The organism is Nonomuraea jiangxiensis (assembly GCF_900099965.1).
In the GTDB taxonomy this organism is placed as follows: domain Bacteria; phylum Actinomycetota; class Actinomycetes; order Streptosporangiales; family Streptosporangiaceae; genus Nonomuraea; species Nonomuraea jiangxiensis.
Genome location: NZ_FNDJ01000006.1, coordinates 348,807 through 374,484 on the forward strand (window position 1 = coordinate 348,807; position 25,678 = coordinate 374,484).

The 25,678-nt window shown below is 66.6% G+C and carries 24 protein-coding genes, 1 tRNA gene and 1 pseudogene; 17 read left to right on the top strand and 9 right to left on the bottom strand.

The window, feature by feature from the left end; genetic code table 11:
- Positions 1-344: 344 nt before the first annotated feature.
- Both BLS95_RS54165 and BLS95_RS16005 read left to right on the top strand, forming a co-directional pair.
- The gene (locus BLS95_RS54165) at positions 345-1,721 is read left to right on the top strand and encodes a hypothetical protein (protein ID WP_143043729.1); all 1,377 of its coding nucleotides are present in this window, start codon (positions 345-347) and stop codon (positions 1,719-1,721) included.
- Between the two features lie 134 nt (positions 1,722-1,855).
- The gene (locus BLS95_RS16005; protein WP_090931821.1) at positions 1,856-2,419 is read left to right on the top strand and encodes an NUDIX hydrolase; all 564 of its coding nucleotides are present in this window, start codon (positions 1,856-1,858) and stop codon (positions 2,417-2,419) included.
- Here BLS95_RS16005 and BLS95_RS16010 read toward each other — a convergent pair.
- Positions 2,397-3,620: a helix-turn-helix domain-containing protein gene (locus BLS95_RS16010; protein WP_090931823.1), complete on the bottom strand. Its 1,224-nt coding sequence runs from the start codon at positions 3,618-3,620 to the stop codon at positions 2,397-2,399. The genes BLS95_RS16005 and BLS95_RS16010 overlap by 23 nt on opposite strands.
- Before the next feature lie 118 nt (positions 3,621-3,738).
- On the opposite strand from BLS95_RS16010, the gene BLS95_RS16015 reads away from it, so the two are divergent.
- From BLS95_RS16015 to BLS95_RS16055, 11 genes are all read left to right on the top strand, one after another.
- A complete protein-coding gene (locus BLS95_RS16015) occupies positions 3,739-4,158 on the top strand; it encodes a hypothetical protein (protein ID WP_245765072.1) in 420 nt (139 codons plus the stop codon).
- Positions 4,155-4,490 carry a hypothetical protein gene (locus BLS95_RS54170; RefSeq protein WP_143043730.1) on the top strand — a complete coding sequence of 112 codons (336 nt, stop codon included), beginning with the start codon at positions 4,155-4,157 and terminating at the stop codon, positions 4,488-4,490. The genes BLS95_RS16015 and BLS95_RS54170 overlap by 4 nt, the downstream gene beginning before the upstream one ends.
- 303 nt (positions 4,491-4,793) lie before the next feature.
- Positions 4,794-5,510, top strand: a complete 717-nt coding sequence (locus BLS95_RS16020; RefSeq protein ID WP_090931827.1) for a GntR family transcriptional regulator — start codon at positions 4,794-4,796, stop codon at positions 5,508-5,510.
- Positions 5,511-5,630: 120 nt separating this feature from the next.
- A complete protein-coding gene (locus BLS95_RS16025) occupies positions 5,631-6,041 on the top strand; it encodes a plasmid replication, integration and excision activator (RefSeq protein WP_090931828.1) in 411 nt (136 codons plus the stop codon).
- Positions 6,038-6,331, top strand: a complete 294-nt coding sequence (locus BLS95_RS16030) for a hypothetical protein (RefSeq protein WP_090931830.1) — start codon at positions 6,038-6,040, stop codon at positions 6,329-6,331. The genes BLS95_RS16025 and BLS95_RS16030 overlap by 4 nt, the downstream gene beginning before the upstream one ends.
- An 84-nt stretch (positions 6,332-6,415) precedes the next feature.
- Positions 6,416-7,840, top strand: a complete 1,425-nt coding sequence (locus tag BLS95_RS16035; RefSeq protein WP_090931832.1) for an FtsK/SpoIIIE domain-containing protein — start codon at positions 6,416-6,418, stop codon at positions 7,838-7,840.
- The gene (locus BLS95_RS16040; RefSeq protein ID WP_090931834.1) at positions 7,840-8,040 is read left to right on the top strand and encodes a hypothetical protein; all 201 of its coding nucleotides are present in this window, start codon (positions 7,840-7,842) and stop codon (positions 8,038-8,040) included. Before BLS95_RS16035 ends, BLS95_RS16040 begins: the two co-directional genes overlap by 1 nt.
- Positions 8,033-8,182 carry a hypothetical protein gene (locus BLS95_RS55700; RefSeq protein ID WP_176993216.1) on the top strand — a complete coding sequence of 50 codons (150 nt, stop codon included), beginning with the start codon at positions 8,033-8,035 and terminating at the stop codon, positions 8,180-8,182. The genes BLS95_RS16040 and BLS95_RS55700 overlap by 8 nt, the downstream gene beginning before the upstream one ends.
- 38 nt (positions 8,183-8,220) lie before the next feature.
- The gene (locus BLS95_RS16045) at positions 8,221-9,795 is read left to right on the top strand and encodes a replication initiator (protein WP_090932070.1); all 1,575 of its coding nucleotides are present in this window, start codon (positions 8,221-8,223) and stop codon (positions 9,793-9,795) included.
- A complete protein-coding gene (locus tag BLS95_RS16050) occupies positions 9,792-9,983 on the top strand; it encodes a helix-turn-helix transcriptional regulator (RefSeq protein WP_090931836.1) in 192 nt (63 codons plus the stop codon). The genes BLS95_RS16045 and BLS95_RS16050 overlap by 4 nt, the downstream gene beginning before the upstream one ends.
- Positions 9,980-11,344: a tyrosine-type recombinase/integrase gene (locus tag BLS95_RS16055; protein WP_090931838.1), complete on the top strand. Its 1,365-nt coding sequence runs from the start codon at positions 9,980-9,982 to the stop codon at positions 11,342-11,344. Before BLS95_RS16050 ends, BLS95_RS16055 begins: the two co-directional genes overlap by 4 nt.
- A 218-nt stretch (positions 11,345-11,562) precedes the next feature.
- Here BLS95_RS16055 and BLS95_RS16060 read toward each other — a convergent pair.
- Positions 11,563-11,647: transfer RNA gene (locus BLS95_RS16060), tRNA-Tyr, on the bottom strand.
- 482 nt (positions 11,648-12,129) lie between these two features.
- Between BLS95_RS16060 and BLS95_RS16065 the strand changes: the two genes are divergently transcribed.
- Both BLS95_RS16065 and BLS95_RS16070 read left to right on the top strand, forming a co-directional pair.
- Positions 12,130-12,630, top strand: a complete 501-nt coding sequence (locus BLS95_RS16065) for a YajQ family cyclic di-GMP-binding protein (RefSeq protein WP_218135793.1) — start codon at positions 12,130-12,132, stop codon at positions 12,628-12,630.
- Positions 12,631-13,193: 563 nt separating this feature from the next.
- Positions 13,194-13,664: an NUDIX hydrolase gene (locus BLS95_RS16070; RefSeq protein WP_176993217.1), complete on the top strand. Its 471-nt coding sequence runs from the start codon at positions 13,194-13,196 to the stop codon at positions 13,662-13,664.
- Between the two features lie 272 nt (positions 13,665-13,936).
- On the opposite strand, the gene htpX is transcribed toward BLS95_RS16070, so the two are convergent.
- The 7 genes and pseudogenes from htpX to BLS95_RS16105 all read right to left on the bottom strand — a co-directional run bounded on the left by htpX (position 13,937) and on the right by BLS95_RS16105 (position 23,233).
- Positions 13,937-14,788 (bottom strand): zinc metalloprotease HtpX, encoded by an 852-nt coding sequence (htpX, locus tag BLS95_RS16075; protein ID WP_090931844.1) that lies wholly within the window; start codon positions 14,786-14,788, stop codon positions 13,937-13,939.
- A 138-nt stretch (positions 14,789-14,926) separates the two neighbouring features.
- On the bottom strand, positions 14,927-16,516 hold the full coding sequence (locus tag BLS95_RS16080) for an NADH-quinone oxidoreductase subunit N (protein ID WP_090931846.1): 1,590 nt from the start codon (positions 16,514-16,516) through the stop codon (positions 14,927-14,929).
- A complete protein-coding gene (locus tag BLS95_RS16085) occupies positions 16,513-18,183 on the bottom strand; it encodes a complex I subunit 4 family protein (protein ID WP_090931849.1) in 1,671 nt (556 codons plus the stop codon). The genes BLS95_RS16080 and BLS95_RS16085 overlap by 4 nt, the downstream gene beginning before the upstream one ends.
- Before the next feature lie 121 nt (positions 18,184-18,304).
- Entirely contained in the window at positions 18,305-20,197 is a 1,893-nt protein-coding gene (locus BLS95_RS16090; protein ID WP_090931851.1) for an NADH-quinone oxidoreductase subunit L, read from the bottom strand.
- 632 nt (positions 20,198-20,829) lie between these two features.
- Positions 20,830-21,132, bottom strand: a pseudogene (gene nuoK, locus BLS95_RS16095) (NADH-quinone oxidoreductase subunit NuoK); the annotation flags it as partial.
- On the bottom strand, positions 21,132-21,896 hold the full coding sequence (locus BLS95_RS16100) for an NADH-quinone oxidoreductase subunit J family protein (RefSeq protein WP_245765074.1): 765 nt from the start codon (positions 21,894-21,896) through the stop codon (positions 21,132-21,134). The pseudogene nuoK and the gene BLS95_RS16100, both read right to left, overlap by 1 nt.
- Complete coding sequence (locus BLS95_RS16105; protein WP_090931853.1) at positions 21,893-23,233, bottom strand: NuoI/complex I 23 kDa subunit family protein; 1,341 nt, start codon at positions 23,231-23,233, stop codon at positions 21,893-21,895. The genes BLS95_RS16100 and BLS95_RS16105 overlap by 4 nt, the downstream gene beginning before the upstream one ends.
- Before the next feature lie 152 nt (positions 23,234-23,385).
- On the opposite strand from BLS95_RS16105, the gene BLS95_RS16110 reads away from it, so the two are divergent.
- Both BLS95_RS16110 and BLS95_RS16115 read left to right on the top strand, forming a co-directional pair.
- On the top strand, positions 23,386-24,585 hold the full coding sequence (locus tag BLS95_RS16110; RefSeq protein WP_176993218.1) for a serine/threonine-protein kinase: 1,200 nt from the start codon (positions 23,386-23,388) through the stop codon (positions 24,583-24,585).
- A gap of 489 nt (positions 24,586-25,074) precedes the next feature.
- Positions 25,075-25,554, top strand: a complete 480-nt coding sequence (locus tag BLS95_RS16115; protein ID WP_090931857.1) for a signal peptidase II — start codon at positions 25,075-25,077, stop codon at positions 25,552-25,554.
- Positions 25,555-25,678: the final 124 nt, after the last annotated feature.

Below are 25,678 nucleotides of genomic sequence, written 5' to 3' on the forward strand. Positions count from 1 at the left end.
CGAGAGTGAGCCCTGGGCGGTGGCGCGGCAACCCCGTGCTGAGGGTTCGGTCCGTACGGCGGGGCCGGCGTGCGGCGCCCGGCCCGGTGTCCCGCCGCCGTTCGGGACCGGCCCCCAGGCCGCACGCCCAGACGGCGGGCGGGCGGAGGGCCGGAGCTACGGCGGCGCGCCGCGCCGCCGCTTGATACCTACAAGAACAATTCGGCAACGAATCTCGGTATCTCGTGGGATAGTTTGGCATCGAGCGATACAAGGAGGGGGATCGGTGGTTCGCTAGGCTCGGCAAGTCGAAAGACAAGATGCTCGATAGAAGTAACGACAATCAGCACAAGGGTGATATGAGCATGTCGACGGATGAGCTAGATGAAGAATGGCCCGATCCTCAACCCGTAAACCATCCAGCCCTATCGGCAGGGATCATTAGCGAAGTTGAGCAGCGGGTAATTTCTCGCCTCAGTGATCGCGGATATCGATTTGTACAACTATCGCAGAATTCTATTGCGATGACGCTGGCCGCTCCGGACAAGGACCCAACGACAGGAAACATCGAGGAGATCCCGCGAAACTGCATCCCCGACCTCGATTTACAGCTATCCTGGAATATAATTCCACACCCTAGATATGAAGGATTTGTTGCGCCGGAGATAGGGTACATCGAATTTGAACTTACGAGCGCACAACGCTCATCGTCCTACATGCTTGCACGACAGATTGCGCGACTACAGCCTGAAGAATCAGCAAACTGTCATCATTCAAGTGATGACATGCAGTTTCCGTCGCTTGAGTTTTCCGGCAATTCATCAACCGATGCAATCATAAATCCTCGACTTCACCTGCACGATTCCAGACTAATGTGCTGCATCGAAGTATCAAATACATCACCACTAGCCGCCCTAGAAAACACATGGAGAGGCGGATTTGGATACAGAGGCTTTACTGGCACCATAAAGTTAAAGCTTAGGGAGCGACCAGACAAAGATGCCCTACTTGCCGAGAGCGAGAGGCTACTGCAGTCCTTTCTATATGAAATAAATGTCCGCCATAACATAACCCTTAATCCACGACGGAGGGATTCGTCCGTCAGATATCTTGCATTGAACCGTTATAGAAGTAGCAACATCGCCACAGCGCGCTTCCCCAGGACGACTATCGCTCCCGAAGTGTCCGCGCTTTTCAACTTCGCAAGTTCCGCAGGCAGGAACTACCCACTCGCATTTTTGTCCTATTATCAAACCTTGGAATATTTTATTCCAGCAGCAGTCCGCCGCAATGCCCTGAGCGATATCCGTAAGGTACTTACAGACTTGCGCTTCGAACGATCAAGCGACGAGTCACTTCTAAGACTTGTTTCGGTGGCCGAAGGCGCGACAAATGCTTCAGAAGCGCAACAATTCAAGACTCTCCTCAAGGAGTGTGTGCGCCAAGAGGAAATCGAAGAATTTCTCCGTAACGATCTCTGGGGCGACCACTTTACAAAGAGAGGGCCAATTGTCGGCGTCGACCCGCTCAATCTATCCGGTACAAATACTGGCCTCATGGAGCGTGCTGCCGACCGAATCTATCGAATCCGAAACCGGATCGTTCACGCCAAGGATGATCCACGATATAGAGACTCGCCAGTGCTGTTGCCACAGAGCGAAGAAGCGGATGCGCTGGGACCAGACGTACAGCTAATACGCCTTCTAGCCATTGAAGTTATCCTGGACAGCCAGACCCGATAGGCGATCGGCCGACTCAAGGCTTATTCATCGATACCTTTGCTTAGCGAGCGGTGCTGCTACTCCGAGCATTACAAGGTATGGCTATTTGCTACAGCTCCTGTACGGAAGAGGGCGCGAGCCGGTAGTTTCACGGTGTGGCTGATGACGCTGAACTGACGCGCTGGGTCGTGCACGGGGAACGGCTGATCTACGACAACCGGTGGATTCGGCTGGGGCTGGCCGATGTGGAGATCCCCGGCGGAGAGCGGTTCGAGCATCATGTGGTGCATCTGGATCGGGCTGCCATCGCGGTCGTTGTCGATGAGCAGGATCGGGTTCTGCTGATGTGGCGGCATCGGTTCGTGTTCGACCGATGGGGATGGGAGCTCCCCGGCGGCCTGGTCGAGGCGGGTGAGGACCCGCTGACGACTGCTGCGCGGGAGGTGGAGGAGGAGACGGGGTATCGGCCCAAGCAGGTCGAGTATCTGGTGAGCTATCAGCCGATGGCCGGCATGGTGGACTCCGAGCACATCCTGTTCCTGGCGCGTGGGGCCGAGTTGGTGGGCAAGCCTGAGGGTGAGGTGGAGGCCGACCGGATCGAGTGGGTTCCGATGTCGGAGATCCCCGGCATGATCGCCCGCGGTGACATCTGGACGTCCGGAACGTTGGTCGGTCTTCTCCAGGCTCAGCACCGGCTCAACGGCCAAGGGCACGGTTGACCGCACGAGACAGTTCCTCGATGCGGCGACGTTGACGCCGGGAGCCGGTCATGGTGGCGAGTTTCTGCGCGCGCTGAATGTGTGGTTGGGCGGCTTCCGGCTCGCCAACCGCAAGGAGGGCATGTCCCAGGTCGCAGCGGACGCCGGATTCGGCGCGGTTGTAGGTGCCATCCATTCCGGCCAGTGCTGAACGAAGGTCCTCGACGATGCTGGGGTCGCCGAAGCGGAGCAGGCAGGCGCCTCTCCAGCGGGTGAAATGGTGGACGTTGATCGACAGGTAAGGCGTCTCGGGGTCGCCGTCCCCTTCGGGGAGGACTGCGGCAGCCTGGTCGAGTGCGCGACGGCATGCGCCCTCGTCGCCGAGGACGGCGGCGGCTTCTGCTTCGGCTGCTGCCAGCCAGGTTCTGAGGCGGGCGGGGACGTGGTCGCGGTGGGTGGCGTGGATGTACTGGAGGAGCTCTGCGGCTTCGGCCGGTCTTCCCAGGTCCATGAGGACATATGCCTGCTCTCCGGAGACGTAGGCGAGGACGGCGGGGTCGTCGGCTTCCCGTGCGGCGGCCTTGGCGCGTTCGTAGTGGTTCCAGGCGTCGTTGAGGGCGACGGTGTTGATGGCCTGCCATCCGGCCAGTGACGCGGTCTCGGCGAGGAGGTGGGCGAGTTGGGCGCGGATCTGAGGGCGCACGGCGTGGTGGTGGGCGCGTTCGATCTGGGCCATCTGGGCGCGCATCTTGTCGGCGATGGCCGGCCCGCCGATGCGGCGATCCTGGAGGCGAAGGTTGTTGGTGTCCGTCGTGAGGATCATGACCATCGTGGGGTCGATGGCTGAGGCGGCGTCCAAGCGGGCGGCGAGTTCGCTGGTCTGCTCCTGGTGCTCGTCGTCGTGATCACCGGTCGGTGAGGCGAGGTCCAGCGGGGCCAGGCCGAGAAGCATGCGGGCGTGGTCGGGCAGGCCGAGTCCGGTGGCGATGCGCTCGAATACCGCGAGCTCCTCGATGGGGCCCGCGGTCCCGTTGATGATCTTGCTGACTCGGGGTTGTGCGATCTCTGTTGCTGATGCGATGCGTACCTGGCTGAGCCCGGCGTATTTCGCGACGAGGCGGAATAGCCCAGCGATATCGCGTCTTCTTAGGATTTCGCGGCTTTCGTCGCGATCCCACACCCATTCTGGTATGTCGATCGGGTCGAAAGCGGTTTTACGCATGCGGTCCTCCGGAAGTCGGCTCCCAGGTGGTGCATTGAGATGCCGCCGACCCTATATGCCTCCGCTGTATAACGCCGTGGGATATGTATAAACGGTCTGGCTCCTCATGCTGTCGGGCATGACAACTCCAGTCAGGTGCACCGAATGCGACGGCCGAGGATGGAAGATCGTCACCCGGCGCGGCCATGCTGCGGCATCGCGGTTGGGCATGGCCGCGTCCGTCAAGGAAGACTGCCTGCACTGTGACGGCCTCGACCAGGGCGGCGCGCGGGGTGAGCTGTTCGAGTGGGAAGTCCGCATCACCATCGGCCAGGGCGAGGGACTGGGGCCGTGTGGGGCGAGCCCGTTCCAGGCCACCGCCATGGACGAGCTGCGCAAGGCGATGCGGGGCATGCCTGAGGACGCTGCCGTGCGGGGGCGCATCGTGCACAGCGTCCGCGACTTCGGCGCCCTCCCCGACGACCACTTCCGCCAGGAGATCTTCCACGCTTCCCTCGACTCGGCGGGCATGGTGCGATTCACGCGGGTGGCCGAATGAACACGGCAAAAATGATCACGATAGATCCGGCTCATTCCGCCGAACTTCTCCGGCAAGCGCTGGCGAGTAAAGGAGTCGTCGCTGATGTTCACGACGGGTACGGGCTCGCGCTCGTATCGGTCTGGGTCGGCCTGGTGGTGTGGTGCGACGGTCAGAATTTCTGGTGGCGCACGGGCTGGAATGCCACACGTCGGCGAGTTATCTATGCCTGGCATCCCGCGATTGACCCGGTACGGGCCGCTCAGCGTGTGGCCATGTACTACGTGGATCTGCGGGCCGCGCATGCGGCGTTCACCCCACTGGCCGATTTCGTCCGCGAGATCGAGCCATGAGCGCAAATGCCTTCTGGGGATGCGGAGTGGAAGCCGTCCGGCGAGGCTCCGTGCTGGTGCAGCATGCGGTGCGGACGGATGGCACGATGGCCTGGTGTGGGGTGTCGGTCCGTCCGGTGATGATCGGTACGTGGCACGTGCCGTTCGCCCCGACCTGCTCGTCCTCCTGCTCAGCGTGCGTTCGGCGCTGGTACAAGGCCCGTGCCGGACTATAGAAGACTTGCCTGAAAGGGCCCTGACAGGTCATCTCTCAGCCAGTACTGTACTTGTGCGGACGAGCGCAAGAGTGAACGGACGGCCAAGATGAGCATGGATTTCGCCCCGCCGAAATACGCCCAGGTCATGCGGACGATTCAGGACCGGATCGAGTCGGGCGAGTACGCGCCGGGTGACATGCTGCCGTCCGAGACTCAGTTGGTGCGCGAACTGGGCATGGGCCGCACTACCGTGGTTCGGGCACTCCAGACCCTGGCCATGCAGGGGTGGATCGAGCGCGAGCATGGGCGCGGCTCGTTCGTGAAGGGGCGTCCCGACAGCGGGGCCGATCGTGTCCGGCCGAGCCTGAGCACGGCGGAACAGGGTGAGAGCGCTGACAGCCTTGTTGAGGTGGCGCACGTTCCGGCCCCTCGGCATGTCGCTCGCCTCCTCAGTGTGGCCGAACGGACGCCGGTGGTCATGCGCAAGCGAGTGACTCGCCAGGGGGATGTCGCGTCGGCGGTGGAGACGGTGTGGGTTCCGTTGGAGATCGCGGTGGGCACCGATCTGGACAAGCCGGAGCCGTTGCGGAACGGCATCCGCCGGCATCTTCAGGCGGTCAAGCATCTGCGGTTCGATCACATCACTGAGCGGCTGTCCGCGCGGAAGCCGACCAGGGAGGAAGCCGAGTTGCTGGGGTCGTCCAACCCGGTGCTCGGCGTGCTGGCGACCGTGCATGACCCGGCGGGTGCCGTGCTGCTGGCCATGAGCCTGGCGCTACCTGGCGGCCTGCATGAGCTTGAGGATGTCTTCAAGGTTAGCTAAGTCTTACCCCATCCCTCCGCCATAACCACTTGTGCGGACGAGTTGGCGGACTTACTCTCAACTCATGCGTACAAGTGGACGAGCGAATGACCGCTCTCCCCCGCTAACGAGAGGAACCACATGGCAATCCAGGGACCCATCCCGATCAGCTTCGACCAGGTCTTCCCGCACGGCTGTTTCCTCGTGGGTCAGGCCGAGCAGGTCAAGGACTTCGACGCCTCGACCAACGGCAGGACCGTCTACGCCAAGGACAAGACGACCGGACAGCCGGTCTGGCAGGTCCCGGTCATGGACGGCGACCCGACCGTCAAGGCGTCCCAGAAGACGGTCGCGGTCAAGATCCTGTCCGAGACCGAACCCACCGCGCCGCCCGCCGTGCCCGGCCTCCCGATCACGCCCGTGGAGTTCGTCGGGATGACCGTCACGCCGTACGTCGGTCAGACCGGGCGGCTGGCTTACTCCATCCGGGCGACGGCGATGCGCCCGCCGCGCACCAAGCAGGCTCCCGTCGGCAAGGAGGCGGCGGCGTGAACTTCGGCCCCTACACCTACGTCACGCTCTCGATGGAGCCGGACGAGCCCACGCACGTGGATGTCTCCTTCTACACGAGCGGCCTGCAGGCCCGATCCAGCGTGATCAACGAGCGCCGTCCGTCCCTGTCGATCATCAGCCGGGACGCCAAGGTCGCCGTCTCCACCACCGGAGCTGGGCCGGTCTCCAACGCCGACCTGGCCATCGCCCGCGAGATCTTCACCGCCGCCGCCCAGTACCTGGCCGACTGCGAGCGCCTGCACGCCGAACACGACCAGACGGCGTCCTGACAGACAAGGCGGGGCCGCTGGAAGCGGCAACTTCCGGCGGCCCCTCGGTTCTCCCTGATCTCACTCACGAGAGGTTCCCAGCATATGTTCAAGCGGCTGCCTGGCGACGAGGCACGCAACCTCGTCACCACCACTCCCGACACGGCCGTCGTCTTCCGACCGGCCGTCATCCAGACCCCCGCCATCCTGACTCTGATCATCTTCGCCTGGCGTCTCCTCGCCGGACTCATCCGGCTCCTGTGGCGGCATCCCGTCGCCATGCTCGCGACGCTCACCCCCGTCGTCCTCACACTGCTGTACGGCTGGCAGACGGCGCTGCTGCTCACGGCACCCGCCCCGGCAGGTCTGGCGGCCTGGGCCCTGACCCACTGGACCAGCTTCGTCCGTCTGATCGGCTGGCGACTGCTGGCCTGGTGGCGGCTCGTCTGGGTCTACCGGCGGCACTGGCAACCCGTCATGATCGTCTCCGGTCTCGGCAGGCACCTGTGGGGCCGTGACTACCTCCCCCGGCTCGGCAAGGTCACCTGCACCCCGTGGGCCGACCTCGTCGCCGTCCGCATGCTCAAAGGACAGTCGGTCAAGGACTGGGCCGATCGCCTCGACCACCTCGCCCAAGGGTTCGGCTCCGCGTCGTGCCGGGTGGCGCTGTCACGGGGCGGTCGTCTCACGCTCACCTTTCCCCGGCATGACCCGCTGGCCGAACGCATCCCGGCGCTTCCTGTGCCTGACTCGCCAACCGCAGGGCCGGTCGAGATCGGCAAGCAGGAAGACGGGCGGCCATGGCTGCTCAAGGTGCACGGCACACACGTCCTGGTCGCGGGCGCCACCGGGGCGGGCAAGGGTTCCATCATCTGGTCTGCCATCCGCGGGCTCCTCCCGGCCGTCCGCGCGGGCCTGGTCGAGATCTGGGCTCTGGATCCCAAGCTGATGGAACTGTCCTACGGACGTGCCCTGTTCGGCGACCGATACGCGGCCACCCCTGAAGACTGCGCCGATCTCCTCGACCAGGCCGTAAGCGTCATGCAGAAACGCGCTGCCCGCTTCGCCGGTATTCAGCGCTCCCACACCCCGACAGTGGATGACCCCTTCGTGCTGGTCGTGGTCGACGAGGTCGCGTTCCTGACCGCCTACCAATCCGACAGAGAGCTGAGACGGCGGATCTCGGCCGCGCTGGCCACCCTCACCACGCAGGGCCGCGCGGTGGGCGTGGGAGTCCTGGCGGCGCTCCAGGACCCCCGCAAGGAAGTCATGAACATCCGCAACCTGTTCCCCGACAAGATCGCACTCCGGCTGGACGAGTCCGAACAGGTGGACATGGTCCTCGGCGACGGCGCACGGGACCGGGGAGCACTGGCCGACCACATCTCACCCGTCCCCGGACTGGGTGCCGGCGTCGGCTACGTCCGGCTGGAAGCCTCGCCCGACCCGATCCGCGTCCGCGCGACCTACGTCTCCGACACCGACATCCGCGCCATGGCCGACGCCTTCGCTGCCGGAGAGGACGTCTGATGAAGGTCTGCTTCCACGGCACCGCCGAAGAGATCGAGCTGGTGGCAGGACGTTCGGTCCTCGTCATGCTCACCGTCCGTGATCTACCTCGCGTGCGAGCGTTCGAGGTCTTCCACACCCGCATCAGCCGTCACCCATACGAGGGCCTCTACCGGCTGTGCGCCGAGCTGGCCGAGACGGAGGGCAGCGACCATGCGTGAGCTCTCCTGCCTCCTGGACGGGCTGCGCTGCTCGGCCTGCCTGAGCGACAACACGCTCTGGCTGGACCTGGCGGCGGGCCTGGTCGAGTGCCGCGAGTGCGGCCAAGGCGCCCTCATCGACCACCATGGGGAGGAGCTGTGACCTACGACCGCGCGCTGCCTCGCGCCGAACGACTGGCCATGCCCCTGGCCCGCGACGTGGCCGAAGAGGTCGCCAAGCAGTACGGGGTGTGCATCCGGCCCGTCCCGCTCAAGCGGCTCGACACCCACACCGGCCTCTGGGAGATCATCGACGTCCCGTGCGGAGCCACCCTGGAGGCCAAGTGCCCACCGTGCGCCAAGCGCAACCGGCACCTGCGCATGGCCCAATGCCGGGAAGGCTGGCACCTCGACCAGGAGCCGACCATCACCCCGGACGAACCGAACGACGAACAACGCTGGCTGGTCGAGTTCCGCGCCGACGTCCAGGCCCAACGCGACCAGGCCGACCAGGAAGGCCAGGACACCACCGACCTGGACGAGCTGATCGACGGGCTGGACGAGGAGATCAATGCGGCGGGCATGCGTGGCAACGTCCTCGGCCGGACCGTCCCCAAACGCAACCGCTCGACCAAGCGGCGGCAGGATGCTCCCGAACTGCCCAAGCGCAAGATGATCAACTCCACGCTCGGGCGGACCTTCACCAGTTCGGACGGCAAGATCTACCGGCCTTCATTGTTCGTGACACTCACCCTCCCGTCCTACGGCAAGGTCAAGAACGGCGTTCCTGTCGATCCCGACACCTACGACTACGCGCGGGCTGCCCGTGACGCGCTGCACTTCTCCAAGCTCATCGACCGCTTCGTGCAGAACCTGCGCCGCGTCGCTGGTTACGACGTGCAGTACTTCGCCGCTGTGGAGCCTCAGAAGCGGCTCGCGCCGCACCTGCACATGGCCATCCGCGGAACCCTGCCACGCGCGGAAATCAAGCAGATAGCCGCCGCCACCTACCACCAGGTCTGGTGGCCGGCGGCCGACCGGGTCGTCTTCGACGGTGACCACCTGCCCGTCTGGGAGGACGGCACGGGCTACCTCGACCCCAGCACGGGCGAGGTGCTGCCCACCTGGGACCAGGCGCTCGACCAGCTCGACACGGACGAGACGGCCGATCCCCTGCATGTGATCCGCTTCGGCGCCCAAGTGGACGTGCAAGGCGTGCTCGCGGGCAGCCCGGACGCCGACCAGTGCATCCGCTACCTGTCCAAGTACCTCACCAAGTCACTCGGTGACAGCCTCGACCCGGACGACCAGGCCCAGCGCGACCACGCCGCACGACTGGCTGAGGCGCTGCGCTTCGAACCCTGCTCCCCGGCCTGCCCGAACTGGCTGCGCTACGGCGTCCAGCCCAAGGGCGCCAAGCCGGGCATGACTCCCGGCCAGTGCCGCAGCAAGGCGCACAAGCCCGACCACCTCGGCTACGCCGGACGCCGCGTCCTGGTCTCCCGCAAGTGGTCCAACAAGACCCTCGCCGAACACAAGCAGGACCGCCGCACCTGGGTCCTGGAAGCCCTCGGCCAACCTAACGAACCTACCGACCCACACCGCTACGTCTGGAAACCCGTCCCGGCCGGAGACGCCAACATCGCACCGCTCGCCGTCCGCCTCCTCCGATCGGTCCACGAACGGCAACGCTGGCGAGCCCACCTCCGCGAACTGGAAGCCAGAGCAACCGGACAAGATCTTTCGGCAACCAAGGACACGGGGAGAGCCGCATGACCACGCGAGACGAGCTGCTGACCGTCCGCCAAGTCCTCGACGAGCTCGGCGGCGTCTCCCGCCGAACTTTCTACCGCTGGCGCGAGATCGGCAAGGCACCAGAGGGCATCCGCCTGCCCAACGGCGAACTCCGCATCTACCGCAGCGACCTCAACGCCTGGCTCCAATCCCTCAGGAGCACCGCATGACGACCTCCTACGACGTGAAGTTCTTCGAGATCGCCCGCAACAAATCCAGCAAGACCCCGTCATACGTGGTCCGCTGGTCCGTCGCCCGGAAGCGCTCCTCCAAGACCTACCGAACCAAGGCCTTGGCCGAGAGCTTCCTCTCCGACCTGCGGCAAGCCGCCAAACGCGGTGAAGCGTTCGATGTGGACTCCGGGCTTCCGGCATCCATGCTCAAGGCCAAGGATGCCAGGAGCGTCCTGGAATTCGCCCAGGCGTTCATAGAGATGAAGTGGCCACACGCGGCGGCCAAGAGTAGAGACAGTATGTCCGACGCCCTCGCGACGGTCCTGCCTGCACTGACCGAGGAACGAGCGGGCCGCCCGGACGCTCGCGAGCTGCGCGTAGCTCTCCGCAAGTGCCTCCTTCTGCCCGAGGACAAGCGACCGAACGCCCTGCAGCAACACGCCGCTGCGGTGGCCTGGCTGAAAGCGGCCTCGCTCGACCTGGCAAGCCTGGAAGAGGCCAAGACAGTACGGCTCGCCCTCCACGCCCTGACCTTGTGCCTCGACGGCCAGGCCGCAGCCTCCACGACGATCGCCCGCAAGCGCGCTGTCTTCCATGCCCTCCTTGAGTACGCGGTGGAGCTGGAGGAGCTTTCGGCAAATCCGCTGCACAAGGTCAGGTGGAAGCCGCCCAAGACCACCGAGACGGTAGACCCGCGCGTCGTGGTGAATCCGCGCCAGGCGCAAGAGCTGCTGACCGCGGTGACCTACGTCGGACGACGCGGCAGAGGCCGGCGGCTGATGGCTCTCTTCGCCTGCATGTACTACGCCGCCCTACGCCCGGCCGAAGCGGTCGGCCTCCGCCTCCAGGACTGCCACCTGCCCGTCTCAGGCTGGGGACGGCTCACCATCGACGTATCCCGCCCAGAGGTCAACACCCAGTGGACCGACAGCGGGGACGCCCACGAAGAACGCGGCCTCAAGCACCGGGGCAGACAGGACGTCCGCCCCGTTCCCATCCCGCCGGAGCTGGTCAAGATCCTCCGCGAGCACATCGCCGAGTACGGGGCCGCCAAGGACGGCCGGATCTTCCGCAGCGAGCGAGGCGGCGTCGTGGCCTCGACCGCCTACACCGAGGTCTGGCAGGACGCCCGCCTCCTGGCATTCACGCCCGTCCAGGTCGCCTCTCCACTCGCCAAGCGCCCCTACGATCTCCGGCACGCGGCTGTCTCGCTCTGGCTCAACGCAGGTGTCTCAGCCCCGGACGTGGCCGAACGAGCGGGCCACGGCGTCGATGTTCTCCTGAGGGTCTACGCCAAGTGCATCGATGGCCAACAGGAGATCGCCAACAAGCGGATCGGCGACGCCCTCACCGCATGACCACGTCCCAACCGTCCCCAGAGCCCCGGCCGATCACCGGGGCTCTTCTTCTTGGCCGCGTATTGGCCGAAACCAGCAGCCGACCTGCGGAAACGTGCTCAAGATCATTGCACGTATATTGGTGGACCAGCGACAACAGGCCACTCAGAGCGGCATCTGGCTGCACACCCCTGAAACGCAGAAGAGGCCCCGAAGGGCCTCTGAGCTGCACTTACTGCTGGTGGCAGGTGCAAGGTTCGAACTTGCGTAGGCTGAGCCGACGGTTTTACAGACCGCTCCCTTTGGCCACTCGGGCAACCTGCCGTGCCATCCGCTCTCGCGGCGACAGACAGAAGGATAGCGGACTTCCGAGGTGTACGTGACACCAGTTTGTCCGTACTGGATCATGGTTAGCGGCTGCGCCGAAACAGGGGGCGGCTGCGGCGTGTGAGTACTGGGGGGAAGGATGGGGTGGCGAGGGACGGGTCGGGGGCTTTGGTTAGGCCCAAGCGGCGGTGGGGCTGGGGTTGTGGAGCGGGTCGGGGCAGGGGGGTGGGTTGGGTGGTCCGGGGCGATCTTTAGGGTTTGGTGCCGGGGTGGGGGAATGTGGCGGCGGGTTAACCGCGTGATTGGTATCGATCCGTGTGAAACCGTAGGTGAGGTGTGAAACGGGATCCTTTGCTGTACACGGGTGGGCAAGGGGTTGGGGTCCTGCACAGCGCGCCGATGCTGGCTAGGCTCGTTCGCTGGGTCCACTCGCGTACGCCGGGAAGCAGGATCCGCAGGATGCTTTCGCAGCTGAGAGGATGGGTGTTTTGGCCGATTCGTCTTTCGACATCGTCAGCAAGATCGACCGTCAGGAGGTCGACAACGCTCTGAACCAGACGGTCAAGGAGATCGGGCACCGCTTCGACTTCAAGGGCACCGGGGCGGCCATCAGCTGGTCCGGTCAGGACAACATCGAAATCAAGGCGAACAGCGAGGAGCGGGCGAACGCCGCACTCGACGTGTTCAAGGAGAAGGTGGTCAAGCGAGGGCTGTCCCTGAAGATCATCGATGCGGGCGAGCCCAAGTTGTCGGGCAAGGAATACCGCATGCTGGTCAGCCTCAAGGAGGGTATCGACCAGGAGCACGCCAAGAAGATCTCCAAGATGATCCGCGACGAGGGTCCCAAGGGGGTCAAGGCGCAGATTCAGGGCGAGGAGCTGCGAGTCAGCTCGAAGAAGAAGGATGACCTGCAGGATGTCATTTCTCTCCTCAAGGGGAAGGACCTGGACATCGCCCTGCAGTTTGTGAACTACAGGTAGTGGAGCGGCGCGCGAGCCTGCGGCCGGCCTGCTTGGCTTCATGCTCCGATCTTGGGGCCGCGCCGCGCTTCACGTGCACGTACGCGCCCTTCGAACCTTGTACGACATGCACACCGGGCCATGGATGCCGTCATGGGCGGGGTCCGCGATCGTTCGTGTGCGCTCTTGGGATTTGGGCCACTCCGGGACACGCGTGTACGTGTGTTGGCACTACGCGTGATCGGCCGTGTGGAGTGGCCCAGAGTCATCGTCGGTGTCGGTCCGCATCGCGCTGTTCACGCCTTCGCTGCTCAGTACGTACCGTGCTCCCGCTGTCGTCCTATCTGGCCTCCCTCGCAGGTGTTGGGCGAGATTTTGCTGTGGGAGGAGGGGACGTGTTGTTGGGCGTTCTAGCTTCGGGTTCCAGGGCTCGTGGGGGTCGGGGTGGGCCGGCGCGCTGATCGTGTTGTCAGGGGTGTTGTGGACGTTCCCTGGAACTGTGGCTGGGGGGATGGGGCGTTGAGTCGCGGTGCGTCCGGTGGGGCCGGCGGGGTTGGCGGGGTTGGATCGTAAGCTCATTAGTCGTGACAAAGATCCCCCTGCGCCGGGTTACGGCGCGTGCCCTGCCTGTTGACGACCAAGGCCGGGTGCTTCTGCTCTACGGGTTCGAGCCCGCGAACGCTGATCGGCCGTTCTGGTTCACCATCGGCGGGGCCCTGGAGGACGGTGAGACTCTGCAGGAGGCGGCGGCGCGGGAACTGTACGAGGAGGCCGGGATCCGCGTCGAGGCTGCGGACTTCACCGGACCGTACGGGAGCGGCACGATCGAGTTCTCCTGGGGCCAGTACGCCATCACCCAGGATCAGACCTTCTTCGCTATCCGGGTGGGCAATGCCGCCGTGTCGTTCGATCACATGGAGCAGATCGAGAAGGACACGACGACCGCCTACCGGTGGTGGAGTGTCGAGGAGCTCGAAAGTACCCAGGAGACGTTCTTTCCCGAGGACCTCGCGGCGATCTTGCGGAAGATCACGAAGGGCGGGGAACTCGCGTAGGGCCCGCTATGAGCGGCGCTGTCGGCAGGGTTGAGCCGGAGACGAGCAGTCCGTACGAGTCCGTAGGCGAGCCGGGGCTCCCCCCTGCCCGGGGCGGGCAGTTGTCTCCCGCTGCCCGCCTGTCGGCAGCGGGAAGGTCAAATGAGGGCATCGGCGGCGGGTTTGAGGGTTATGGGGCGGGTTGGGGGGTGAAGGCGGCCGATCGGCGGGACGGGGTGGAGGGTGGATCTCATGCCGGTCAGCCAGGATCTGTCCGTACTCGGGCCCGTGGGTCAGCGGCGGTAGCCGGCCATGCGCTCCAGGCGGGCGACTCGCTCGGAGGTGGGCGGGTGGGTGGAGAACAGGCGGCCGAAGCCCGAGCCGCTGAACGGGTTGGCGATCATCATGTGGGAGGCCGAGGTGAGGCGGCTGTTCTCGGGGAGCGGCAGCCGGCGGGCGCCCATCTCGATCTTGCGAAGCGCGGAGGCCAGTGCGAGCGGGTCGCCCGTGAGTCTGGCGCCCGATTCGTCGGCCTGGAATTCCCGCGTACGGGAGATCGCCAGTTGCACCATCCCGGCCGCCACCGGCCCGAGCACCATCATCAGGAGCGCGCCCACGAAGCCTGGACCCTCGTCGTCGTCCGAACCGCCGAAGAAGACGGCCACGTAGCTGAGCCAGGTGATCATCGTGGCCAGTGCGCCGGCCACGGAGGAAATGAGGATGTCCCGGTTGTACACGTGTGAAAGCTCGTGCCCGATCACCCCGCGCAGCTCGGCCTCGTCGAGCAGCTTGGTGAGGCCGTACGTCACGCAGACCGCGGCCTGGCGCGGGCTTCTGCCCGTCGCGAACGCGTTCGGCTGCACCGTCGGCGAGATGTAGATGCGGGGCATCGGCTGGCGCGCCTGAGTGGAGAGCTCTCGCACGATCCGGTAGAGCGTGGGCTGCTCGACCTCGCTGACCGGCCTGGCCCGCATGGCCGACAGCGCGATGCGGTCGGAGAAGAAGTAGGCGACGCCGTTGCTCACCAGGGCCAGGATGAGCGCGAGTCGCGCACCGGTGCCGCCGCCCAACCACGCGCCCACCGTGATGATCAGCGCGGACAGCCCTCCGAGCAGAACGGCGGTGCGCAGACCGTTGTGGTGCAAGGTTCCCCCCTCCGTGGTGTGGGTCCATCAGATCCAACGTTGATGACCCAGCTCTCGTTCCCCGGCGTGCTCAGCTGAGGGCGGAGTGCGACTTTCATGCCTGCTGCGGCATGTCTGTTGACACGCCCGAGCAGCACGTCAGCCGAAGGCGGACAAGGAGGTCATGTCCAGGACCACCTGGGGGGCGAACGAGAACAGGACGGCCACCACGAGGGCGAGGCCGATGGCCAGCCACGTTGTGGCGGGCGGGCGGTGGGGGGTGGGGGATGCTGGGGGGAGGGACTCTCCGGTGGCCGAAGGGATAGGCGAGGTCGGGGCCCGGGACGTTCCTGGGGTTGGGGTGAACAGGCGGGCTGTCCAGGTGGCGTAGTAGTAGAGGCCGATCACGGTGTTGACGGCCATGATCAACGCCAGCCAGCCGGAGCCGCCGACGACGAGCTCGCGGAAGACGAAGACCTTGGCGAAGAGCCCGGCCAGGCCCGGCGGCAGACCTGCCAGGCAGACCAGGCAGAACGCCAGCGCGAGGCCCGCCGCCGGGCTCCGGAACGCCAGGCCCCGGTAGTCGTCGAGCTCATTGCGGGTGACGGTCCTGGAGATGAGCATGACCACCGCGAACGCGCCGAGGTTCATGGCGGCGTAGATCACCAGGTAGGCCATGGACGTGCCGACCGCGCCCGAGGCGGCGGTGATCGCGAGGGGGGCCAGGATGTAGCCGGACTGGGCGACGGACGACCAGGCCAGCAGCCGTACGGCGGAGCGCTGGCGCATGGCGAGCAGGTTGCCGGCGGTCATGGTCAGCGCGGCGACGATCCCGATGATGGGCGCCCAGGTGGCGGCCTGCCCGGACAGGCCCACGACCAGTACGAGGATCAGCCCCGCGAACCCCGCCGCCTTGGAGATGACCGAGAGCAGGGCGGCCACGGGAACGGAAGCGCCCTGATAGACGTCGGCGGCCCACGAGTGGAACGGCACAGCGGCGATCTTGAACGCGAACCCCGCCACCACGAGCACCACACCCACCGTGACGACCGCGGGCAACCCCTGGACGAGCGCCGGGTCCACGCCCGGTGCCTCGATCTGGCCGCTGAACACGGCCGCCAGGCGGGACAGGTAGATGGCGCCCGCGATGCCGTACAGGAGTGAGACCCCGAACAGCATGATCGCCGTCGAGACGACCGACACCACGAACAGTTTCACCGCCGCCTCCGAGGCGCGGCCGTCGTAGCGTTTCATCGCGGTCAGGGCGAAGACCGGGAGCGAGACGAGTTCGAGGGCCACCACGAGCATGACGAGGTCACGGGAGGCGGGCAGGGTGATGGCGCCGACGAGGGTGCAGAGCAGCAGGAAATACCACTCGCCCACGGGGATGCCGCCGTCCGCCAGCTGGGTCATCGACATCAGGACGACCACCACGGCCGCGACCAGCACCATGCCCGCGAACACCAGCGTGAACCGATCCGCCACGAACGAGCACATCGCCGGCCCCTGACCCGCCGGCCCGGCCAGGTTGGGCGGGACGCAGAAGGTCGACCGCGGCGGACCGCCGCTGAGCGCCTGGGCGACGACGAAGGCGAGGGAGATCGCCACACCGGCCAGGGTGACGAGTCCGAGCGCCGTCCTGGTGCCGGGGCGGGCGGGGAGGAACGCGTCGAGCAGCAGCACCAGAGCGGCCACCAGGGCGAGCACCAGCGGGGGCGCGATCACGTAGTAGTCGATCTGCTGGATCATGAGACGGCTCCCAGCAGGACCTGCACCGCCGGGGTGGTGAGCGACAGGAGGAGGCCGGGCCAGAGCCCGAACAGCACGGTCAGGACCACGAGCGGGGTCCAAGCCAGTAGTTCGTGCCTGGTGATGTCCTCTTGCCGGGGGTCGGGCGGTCCGGTGCTCGGGTCGAGGGTGATCGTTGCCGGGAGCCGTCCGGACGAGGCCGCGGGGGCGGTGGGGCGTTCGTCGGGGGTGGCGTGGATCGGGTCGGGCCGCGGGGTGCCGGCCGGTGTCCCGGGGAGCGGCTGCGGGGTGGTGTCGTGGGGGCGGCCGTGGGTGACGCGCGACAGCATGACCAGGAAGTAGGCCGCCGTCAGGAGCGCGCCCAGGCCGCCGATCACCATGTACGTGAGGAACAGCCCGCGTGGCAGCCCGTTCGCCGGTTGGAACGCCCCGAGCAGCGCCAGCATCTCCCCCCAGAACCCGGCCAGCCCGGGCAGTCCGAGCGAGGCGATCGCCGCGAACGTGAGCACCGAGCCCAGCCGCGGCACCCTGGCCAGCAAGCCGCCGCCCAGCGAGGGCATGTCGGCGGTGTGGTGACGTTCCTTGATCGCCCCGGCCAGGAAGAACAGCAGGCCGGTGATCAGGCCGTGGGCGACGTTCGCGAAGAGGGCGCCGTTGGTGCCGACCGGGGTCAGCGTCGCGAAGCCCAGTAGTACGAAGCCCATGTGGCCGACGGACGAGTAGGCGATCATGCGTTTGAGGTCGCGCTGGGCGAGGCAGGCGAGGGCGCCGTAGACGATCCCGACCACGGCGAACGCACCCAGCCACGGCGCCACCGCCGCCGCACCCTCCGGGAGGACGGGGATGGCGATCCTGGCGAAACCGTACGTGCCCATCTTCAGCAGCACGCCGGCGAGCAGCACCGAGCCCACGGTAGGCGCCTCCGTGTGGGCGTCGGGCAGCCAAGTGTGCAGCGGCCACATCGGCGTTTTGACGGCCAGGCCGATGCCGATGGCCACGAACGCCAGGATCTGCACCGATCTCGACATTCCGCTGCCGTGGGCCGCGGTGAGCGCCTCGATGTCGAGCGTGCCGGCCTGGGCCCAGACGATCAGCAGGCCGAGGAGCATCACGACCGAGCCGAGCAGGGTGTAGAGGATGAACTTGACCGCGGCCCCCCGGCGTCCCTCGCCGCCCCAGATGCCGATCAGGAAGTACATCGGGATGAGCACGATCTCGAAGAAGACGAAAAAGAGCAGCAGGTCGAGGGCGAGGAACGTACCGATCATGCCTACTTCGAGGACGAGCAGCGTGAACACGAGCGCCCGGGGCCTGTCACTCATGAACGGCCCGGAGTCCCTCGTCCTGCCCCAGCACAGGTAGACGAAGCACAGGAACGTCAGCAGCGCCGTGAGCGCGACCAGCGGCAGCGAGATCCCGTCGACGCCGAGGTGGAAGCGCAGCCCCAGGCCGGGGATCCACGGCACGTCCACCTCGAACTGCGGCGCCGCAGCCCTGCCGTAGTCGAACGTCACGACGAGCAGCACGGCCGGCGCCAGCGCGATACCCGAGACGACCAGCCCGTACGTGCGCAGGATCGGGCGGAGGGCGTGCGGGGCGAGGAGGAGCAGGAGCGCGCCGAGCAGCGGCACGGCCAGCAGCGTGATCGGAAGCCAGCCACCCATCATGTGGACACCACCGCCCCCGGCGAACGACCCGATCCGGGACGACACGAACGTGCCCCGGCCGTGACGGCTCTCCGGCCTCTGGTTGGGCGGGCTGTCAGGGCTTCGGAAGGAGGCCGGGCCGTCATGTGAACACCACCGCCCCCACCGCGATCAACAGGACACCGGCGAGCACGCCGCTTACGTAGAGTTGGACGTTGCCGTTCTGGGCCAGGCGTAGCACCCCGGACAAGCCGCGCGCCGACCTGCCCGAGCCGCGCACCGCCCCGTCCACGACCACGTCGTCCGTCCTGACGACCAGCCTGGCCAGCGCCAGCACCGGGCGTACGAACAGGGCGGCGTAGAGCCCATCCACGTAGAACGCCCGCTCGCACGGCCCTCTCAGCGGCCCCAGCAGGCGGGCCGGGTCGGCGATGGGGTCGCTGCGCCAGAACGCGTAGACCACCCCGGCGCCGAGCAGGGCGAGCACGACGCTGATGGCCGCCACGCCGAGATCCAGGTGCGGCTCGCCGGCGAAGCCCAGCAGCAGGGCCGGGACCGCGAGGAGGACGATGGGCACGAGCATCGTCCTGGGGGCCTCCCTGACGTCCACGACGTGGGCCGTGCCGGGCTCCGGTTCGGGGAGCGCCACGGCTCTCGTCTCGCCGAAGAAGGTGCGCAACCAGGCTCTGGCGGCGTACGCGCCGGTGACGGCGACGGTGGCGAGCGCGCAGCCGTACAGGAGGAACGCGGCCGCGTCCGTCAGGACGCTTGATGACAGCGCGTCGTCCATGGCTAGCAGGACGCCGTCCTTGCTGAAGAAGCCGCTGGCCGGGGGGATGCCCATGAGGGCGGCGAAACCTATCGTCATCGTGACGAACGTGACCGGCAGCTCCCGGCGCAGGCCGCCCATCTGGGTCATCAGGTTGGAGCCGACGTGGTGGATCACGGCGCCCGCGCAGAGGAACAGCAGCGCCTTGAACGCGCCGTGGGTCAGCAGGTGGAAGATCGCCGCCGTGTCGGAGTTCGCGGCGAGGCCGCCTGCCATGTACGCGAGCTGGCTGACCGTGGAGTAGGCGAGCACACGTTTCAGGTCGTCCTGGGCGAGCGCGGCCAGCGCGGCGCCCAGCATGCCCAGCGCGGCGACGACCGCCAGCACGTCGAGGGTGGGCGGGGCGTGCTGGAACGCCGGGAAGAGCCTGGCCACGATGAAGATGCCGGCGGCGACCATGGTGGCGGCGTGGATCAGGGCGCTGATCGGGGTCGGGCCCGCCATGGCGTCGGGGAGCCAGGTGTGCAGCGGCACCTGGGCGCTCTTGCCCGCCACCCCCGCCAGCAGGAGCATCGTGGCGGTCACCAGGGTGGCCGTGGACATTTCCGGCACCTTCGCCAGCACCTCGCTGATGCGGAAGCTGCCTGCCGCCGTGCCGAGGACGAAGATGCCGAAGAGGAAGCCGACGTCGCCCAGGCGGGTGACGAGGAACGCCTTGATCGCCGCGCGCGAGTTGGCCCGGTCTTCCCACCAGTGGCCGATGAGGAGGTAGGAGCAGAGGCCCATGATCTCCCAGCCGACGTAGAGGACCAGGAGATCACCCGCGTAGACCACCAGGAGCATGGCGCTGGTGAACAGGCTGATGAAGGCGCTGTAGGAGGGATAGCGCGGGTCGTCCTTGAGGTAGCCGACCGAATAGATCTGTACGGCGAGGGCTACGAGGGTCACCAGGACGCCGAGGATGCTCGACAGGTTGTCGGCCTGGAGGGTGAGCGAGATCGGGATGCCGCCGGTGACTATCGTGCCGTAGGTCTGGCCTGTGGGGGGTGAGGTCGAGGTGCCGTCGCTGAGGAAGGCGAAGCCTGGGCCCCAGGCCAGCCAGATGGTCACGAGCGCCGCGGCGGCTGTGGGCAGGATCGCCAGCCAGGCCGCTCGGGTGTTGGCCCGCTGATTCGCCGCCTCGGCTGTGGGGTGGGCTTTGATCTCCTTTACGGTCTGGTGGGGCCGCGACGTGGGCTTGGTGGGTCCGGGCACGGCTGCGGGCACGGCCGGCGGGTACTCGGCAGGCGTGGGCTCGGCAGGCGTGGGCGGGCTTGGCGCAGACCTGTCAGGTGCAGACCCGCCAGGTGTGGACAGGCCGGATGCGGACCGGCCGGGTGACGGGTCGCGTGGCGCGGTGGTGGTCGTGCGGTGGTGCGGCCAGCGAGAGAGAAGCAGCGCTGCGGAGGCGGCGATGAACGGTAGGAGCACGGCTAGGAGCGGGAATGTCGTCATAGCGTGCCACCTCGCTTGACGGGCTGCTCGCCCTCACGTCCGTTTCCTGTCCCTGTGGCCTCCGCCTGGCCCTCGGTCACGGCCGCTTCCGCCCGGTTCTCGCCGTCCGTGGCGTGATCCTGCCTCGCCGGTGCTGCCTGTCCAGTCTCTGTGTGTTCTGAGTGGGGGTATCGGCGCTTGGCGGGCTCGTCATCGTCGCGCTGTCGGTCATCGGAGGTGGGGGCGTTGGTCAGGTGGTCGGATTGGCCGTGTGCCGGTGTCGTTCGGTCGGGGGTGGCGAGGCCGCTCGGGGCGGTGAAGTCATTCGGCGCGGCATGGTCGCTGGGGGCAGCATGGTCGCTGGGGGCAGCATGGTCGCTGGGGGCGGTGAGAATTGCCGATGGGTCACGGTGGTCGTCGGGGGGTTCGGCGAGGTCTCGCAGGTGGTCGATGTCCACGGTGCGGCGGTTGCGGTAGAGCGCCAGGATGATGGCGAGGCCCAGGCCCACTTCGGCCGCTGCGATGACAATGACGAACAGCGTGAGCACCTGGCCGCTGTGCAGGCGGTCGCCCAGCCATACGTCGAACGCGACCAGGTTGAGGTTGACGGCGTTGAGCATCAGCTCTACCGACATCAGCACGAGGATCGTGTTGCGTCGGGCGAGCACGCCGTAGACGCCGATGGAGAAGAGCAGCGCGGAGATCACCGCAGGGTAGACGATATGCACTACCTACCCCCGGTCTGGTCGGGCGGCGGGGTACCGGCATCCTGTTCGGGTGATGGGCTGCCGGCTTTTTGGGCCGGTGGATGTGTCTCCGGGCCAAGCGGCTGCGCGGGCGTTCGGGGGCTCGTTCCGGCTTTTTGAGCGTTTGGCTGCGTGCCTGTAGCAACTGTCTGGGCGGGAGGTTGGGGGCCCGTGTCGGGTGTCGGGGTGGGTGCCTTCTGATCAGGTGGTGGGGCGCCGCGGATGTCTGTGCGGGACAGGACGATGGCGCCGATCAACGCGGCCAGTAGCAGAACCGACAGGGCCTCGAAGGGCAGGACCCAGGTCGCGAACACGCTGGCGCCCAGCTCCTTGGCGGCTCCGCGGCCCGGTCGCAGCGGAGTGTAGGCCGTGCGGAAGCCGTCGATCACCACCGTTACCAGGATGGCTGCTGTTGCCACCGCCACCAGGGCCGCAACCAGGCGGTTGCCGCTGTCGAGGTCCGCGGAGCGTCCGATGGGGGCGCGGGTGAGCATGATGCCGAACAACATCAGCACCACCACCGCGCCCACATAGATCAGCACCTGGACCCAGGCCACGAACTCGGCCGTCAGCACGAGGTAACCGCCGGCCAGTGCACCGAAGCAGACCACCAGCCACAGGGCGGCGTGGACCAGTTGTTTGGTCGTGACGACAAGCAGCGCCGATCCAACCGCTACCGCGCCCAGCAGCAAGAAAACGATCTCTTGCCCTGTGGGTGACAGGTAGGAGGGCACCGCCTCGGTCACGACTCCTCCTCGGACTCCCTTGTCTCGTCAGGACCGAGCCGCCCGGGCGGCCGGATGGACCGTGGATCGGCCATTCGGCGCCTGCGCGGGCTCGGGGCAGAAGTCTGCTCCTCCGGCTCGGGCTTCGATCGCGGGTCGCCCTGAGCTGTGGACAACTTTTCTGGCGGCGACTCGCCTGTGGATGAAGCCTGTCCTTGAGACTGCTGGTGGTCTGTGGCGCGGCCGGAGCCCGGCTCAGTTGGTGCGGTCGGATCGGTGTCCGCCGCCATGCCCTTCGGGACGGCATCCTCGCTGGCGGCATCCTCGCCAGCGACGCCTCTCGAGACGGCGTCCGTTTCGGTCTCGGAGGCTGCGGCTGTCGCGTCCGCTGTGGTCGGGACGGCCTGCGTCTCGTCTGAGGAGGCGATGTCGTTCCTGCCCAGGGAGACGGCGCTTTGGTCAGAGGCGAGGTCCGTCCTGGTCCCTGTGGGAACGCTGGTGTCGCCGGTGTCTGTTCTAGCGTCTGTGGACAGGCTGCCGTCTGGTGCCGCTTCTGGTGTGTGGGTCTGTTGCGGCTGCTCTGAAGGGGTGGCGGAGGGCTCGTCCTGGGGCGGGAGGGCGCCTGGGGGGCGGATTCCCCGTACGTTCGAGATCGAGCGGCGGGGGCGTTCGGTCGGCGTTGGTGATGGCGCCGCAGGGGCTTTTGCGGGTGCGTCTGTGGTGCTGTTCGCCGGTTCGGGGGCGGGGGGTGTGGATGCTGGGGTGGGCGGCTCGCCCGTGGGTGCTTCCTCGGGGCGGCGCGTGGTGGGGGTGCGTCGGGGCTGGGCGGGCTTCGAGGAGTCCGTACGGGTGCCTGCCGGGCGGCGGGGAGCGGCGGTGAGCTCCTTCGGTGGCTCGGCGCCGGGGTCGTGGGCCGGAGGTGGGGGGACCGTGGGGGTCCAGGCAGCCAGTCTGTCCTTTTCGTGGAGGAGGTTGCGGATGTCGCCTTCCGCGTACTCGAACTCCGGGGACCAGAACAGGGCGTCGAACGGGCACACCTCAATGCAGATGCCGCAGTACATGCACAGGGCGAAGTCGATGGCGAAGCGGTCGAGGACGTTGCGCTGGCGGGCGCGGCCGCCCTCAGGGGCCGGGATCGTCTCCTTGTGCGAGTCGATGTAGATGCACCAGTCCGGGCACTCTCGGGCACAGAGCATGCAAGAGGTGCAATTTTCCTCAACCAGGGCGATGACGCCTCGGCTGCGGGGCGGCAGGGCGGGCTTGACCTCGGGATACTGCTGAGTGACGGATTTGCGCAGCATGTGGCGAAGGGTGATGGTCAGCCCTTTCGCCAGTCCGACTCCCGGAATGCGCGCCATGGTTCAACATCATGACGTACTTGGCCGCAGACGTGAATGCGCCAGCGCGTTGTCCCCAGTTTTTCCACAGCCATCCACAGGTTGACAGGAGGTTATCCACAAGCTGTGCGGGTGCCCGATATGAACCACGTCATGGCGATAGTCTCTCCGCCATGCAGCAGAGCCATCAGGTCCGTCCCGGTGGCGGGGCTTGGGCGGCCGCCGTCGTATGGGCCTGCCTGCCCCTGTTCACGTGTGGCCTGGCGACTCCGTTCAGCATCGGGTTCGCGGCCTACTGGATGCGGAGCGTCTGGCAGGCCCTCGCGGCGTCCGTCTATCTCGTCGCCATCGGTTCCTTCGTGATCTCGGCGCTCGCCTACAACGACTTCGAGGACATTCCTGAGCCGTTGGGCGGGCTGGTGACAATGGGGCTGGTCGTCAGTTGGATCGGCGGGGTCATTCACTCGGGAGTTCTGGTTCCGTACATGGTCCGGGCTCGGCTCAGGGCGCCGGTCTACCAGTCGGCGCAGTTCAGGACGCCGGCCTACCAGCGGGTGGACGTGCGGCAGCGGACCACCGCGCCCTCGCACACCCGGCATCCCGGGCAACCGGAGTGGGTCGGGCACTATCGGGTGCTCAAGTCGCTCGGGCGCGGTGGGCAGGGGGCGGTTTATCTCGCCGCGGCGCCCAACGGGGCGCGGGTGGCCGTGAAGGTGCTGCACGATCTGGTGGATGAGACGGCGCGGGCCAGGTTCGTCCGGGAAGTGGACGCGGCCCGGCGGGTGGCGACGTTTTCCACAGCCAGGGTGCTCGATGTCAACATCAGCGGCCTGCACGCGTACATTGTCAGCGAATACGTGGAAGGGCCGTCGCTAGAGCAGCTCGTGCGGAAGCACGGGCCTCGGGACGAGGACAGCCTGACGCGACTGGCGTTGTCCACAGCGGGGGCGTTGGCGGCCATCCACAAGGCGGGGGTCGTTCATCGTGACTTCAAGCCGAGCAATGTGCTGATCGGGCACGATGGGCCGCGCGTGATCGACTTCGGGATCGCGCGGGCTCTTGACCAAGTGACTGTGACTTCTGGGAAAGTGGTGGGAACGCCGCCTTACATGTCGCCCGAGCAGCTGACGGGGGACGCTGTGGGGCCGGCTTCCGATGTGTTCAGCTGGGCAGTGACGATCATGTTCGCGGCTACGGGGCGGCCGGCGTTCGGGGAGGACACTGTGCCTGCCGTGTTCAATCGGGTGCTGACGTTTCATCCGGACTTATCGCCGTTGCCGCCTGGGTTACGCGGTGTGGTGGGGACTTGCCTCAGCAAGCGGCCGGAGGACCGGCCTTCGGCTTCTGACGTGATGCTGTCGATCATTCATTGAGCAGTTGACCTTGATTGAGCTACTGAGTGGGCGTCGATTTTGGGCTGGTTCTGCCGGTTCTGTCTGAGTGCGAGGGGTCAGCGGAGCCCCAGGGAGCGAGTGGAGCTCGAGAGGTGAGTGAGCCCCCAGGGGCGTATTGAGCTCGGATCGGGCTGGTGCTGGAGCAGGGGGATGGTCCGGGGGGTTCGTTGGGCGGGCTGGTTGGCGAGCGGTCGGATGGTGTCGGGCGGGAAGTTGCCTACGTTGTCGGGCTTCCTGTGGATGGCGATCTTCCTGTTGGGTGGATCGGTGTTCGGCAGTACGGTTTCCCGTCCGCTACGTACCGGGAGAGGCCCTGCCTGGATGCATGCTCAGGGTGCCTGGCCTGCGCGCGAAGGGGTCGTTTCGCTAGATTCGAGGCGCAAAGGTGCCTATTGCGAGATAGAGGTAAGGGTGTCGGACGGGCAGACTGCGCAGGCTACGAGACGGGGTTTGCGGCCATATGGATGGATGCTCGTGCTGGCCGCGATCGTTCTCCTCGTAGACCAGATCTCCAAGTTCTGGGCGCTCTCGGCGCTTTCGGACGGCGAGAACATCGCGGTGATTCCACAGCTGATCCACTTTCGGCTGTTGCTGAACCCTGGCGCCGCCTTCTCGATCGGGGAGGGGGCGACCTGGGTGTTCGCCCTGACCGCGGCCGCTGCGGTTGTCGGCATCCTGTACGTGGGACGGCGGCTGCGCTCAACCGCCTGGACCATCGTGCTGGGTGCGATGCTGGGCGGTGCCACGTCCCATCTGCTTGACCGGCTTTTTCGGCCCCCTGGCTTCGCCCACGGGCACGTCGTCGACTTCATTGACTATGGCGGGCTGTTCGTCGGGAATGTCGCCGACATCGCGCTCGTCGGAGGCTGTGCTCTGCTCCTGGTGCTCAGTCTGCGTGGTGTTCCGATGGGGGGTGTGGGCGACAAGGAAGGTTCCTCCTCTTCGTAGTGGGGTGTGGAGGGCTGGAGGGTTCCTCGTTCAGGCCGTACTGGGATGACTGCTCGTTTCTGTTGGATGCAGTTCCTCCTGAGGGAGGAGTTGGGCAGGTCATCGATGATCAGATGTGATCGCG

Bases quoted from the DNA above. Each gene is read 5' to 3' on its own strand.
- BLS95_RS54165 (WP_143043729.1), top strand. From the start codon at position 345: ATGTCGACGGATGAGCTAGATGAAGAATGGCCCGATCCTCAACCCGTA.
- BLS95_RS16010 (WP_090931823.1), bottom strand. From the start codon at position 3,620: ATGCGTAAAACCGCTTTCGACCCGATCGACATACCAGAATGGGTGTGG.
- BLS95_RS16015 (WP_245765072.1), top strand. From the start codon at position 3,739: ATGACAACTCCAGTCAGGTGCACCGAATGCGACGGCCGAGGATGGAAG.
- BLS95_RS54170 (WP_143043730.1), top strand. From the start codon at position 4,155: ATGAACACGGCAAAAATGATCACGATAGATCCGGCTCATTCCGCCGAA.
- BLS95_RS16020 (WP_090931827.1), top strand. From the start codon at position 4,794: ATGAGCATGGATTTCGCCCCGCCGAAATACGCCCAGGTCATGCGGACG.
- BLS95_RS16025 (WP_090931828.1), top strand. From the start codon at position 5,631: ATGGCAATCCAGGGACCCATCCCGATCAGCTTCGACCAGGTCTTCCCG.
- BLS95_RS16035 (WP_090931832.1), top strand. From the start codon at position 6,416: ATGTTCAAGCGGCTGCCTGGCGACGAGGCACGCAACCTCGTCACCACC.
- BLS95_RS16040 (WP_090931834.1), top strand. From the start codon at position 7,840: ATGAAGGTCTGCTTCCACGGCACCGCCGAAGAGATCGAGCTGGTGGCA.
- BLS95_RS55700 (WP_176993216.1), top strand. From the start codon at position 8,033: ATGCGTGAGCTCTCCTGCCTCCTGGACGGGCTGCGCTGCTCGGCCTGC.
- BLS95_RS16045 (WP_090932070.1), top strand. From the start codon at position 8,221: ATGCCCCTGGCCCGCGACGTGGCCGAAGAGGTCGCCAAGCAGTACGGG.
- BLS95_RS16050 (WP_090931836.1), top strand. From the start codon at position 9,792: ATGACCACGCGAGACGAGCTGCTGACCGTCCGCCAAGTCCTCGACGAG.
- BLS95_RS16055 (WP_090931838.1), top strand. From the start codon at position 9,980: ATGACGACCTCCTACGACGTGAAGTTCTTCGAGATCGCCCGCAACAAA.
- BLS95_RS16065 (WP_218135793.1), top strand. From the start codon at position 12,130: ATGGGTGTTTTGGCCGATTCGTCTTTCGACATCGTCAGCAAGATCGAC.
- BLS95_RS16080 (WP_090931846.1), bottom strand. From the start codon at position 16,516: ATGATCCAGCAGATCGACTACTACGTGATCGCGCCCCCGCTGGTGCTC.
- BLS95_RS16085 (WP_090931849.1), bottom strand. From the start codon at position 18,183: ATGATGGGTGGCTGGCTTCCGATCACGCTGCTGGCCGTGCCGCTGCTC.
- BLS95_RS16105 (WP_090931853.1), bottom strand. From the start codon at position 23,233: ATGGCGCGCATTCCGGGAGTCGGACTGGCGAAAGGGCTGACCATCACC.
- BLS95_RS16110 (WP_176993218.1), top strand. From the start codon at position 23,386: ATGCAGCAGAGCCATCAGGTCCGTCCCGGTGGCGGGGCTTGGGCGGCC.
- BLS95_RS16115 (WP_090931857.1), top strand. From the start codon at position 25,075: ATGCTCGTGCTGGCCGCGATCGTTCTCCTCGTAGACCAGATCTCCAAG.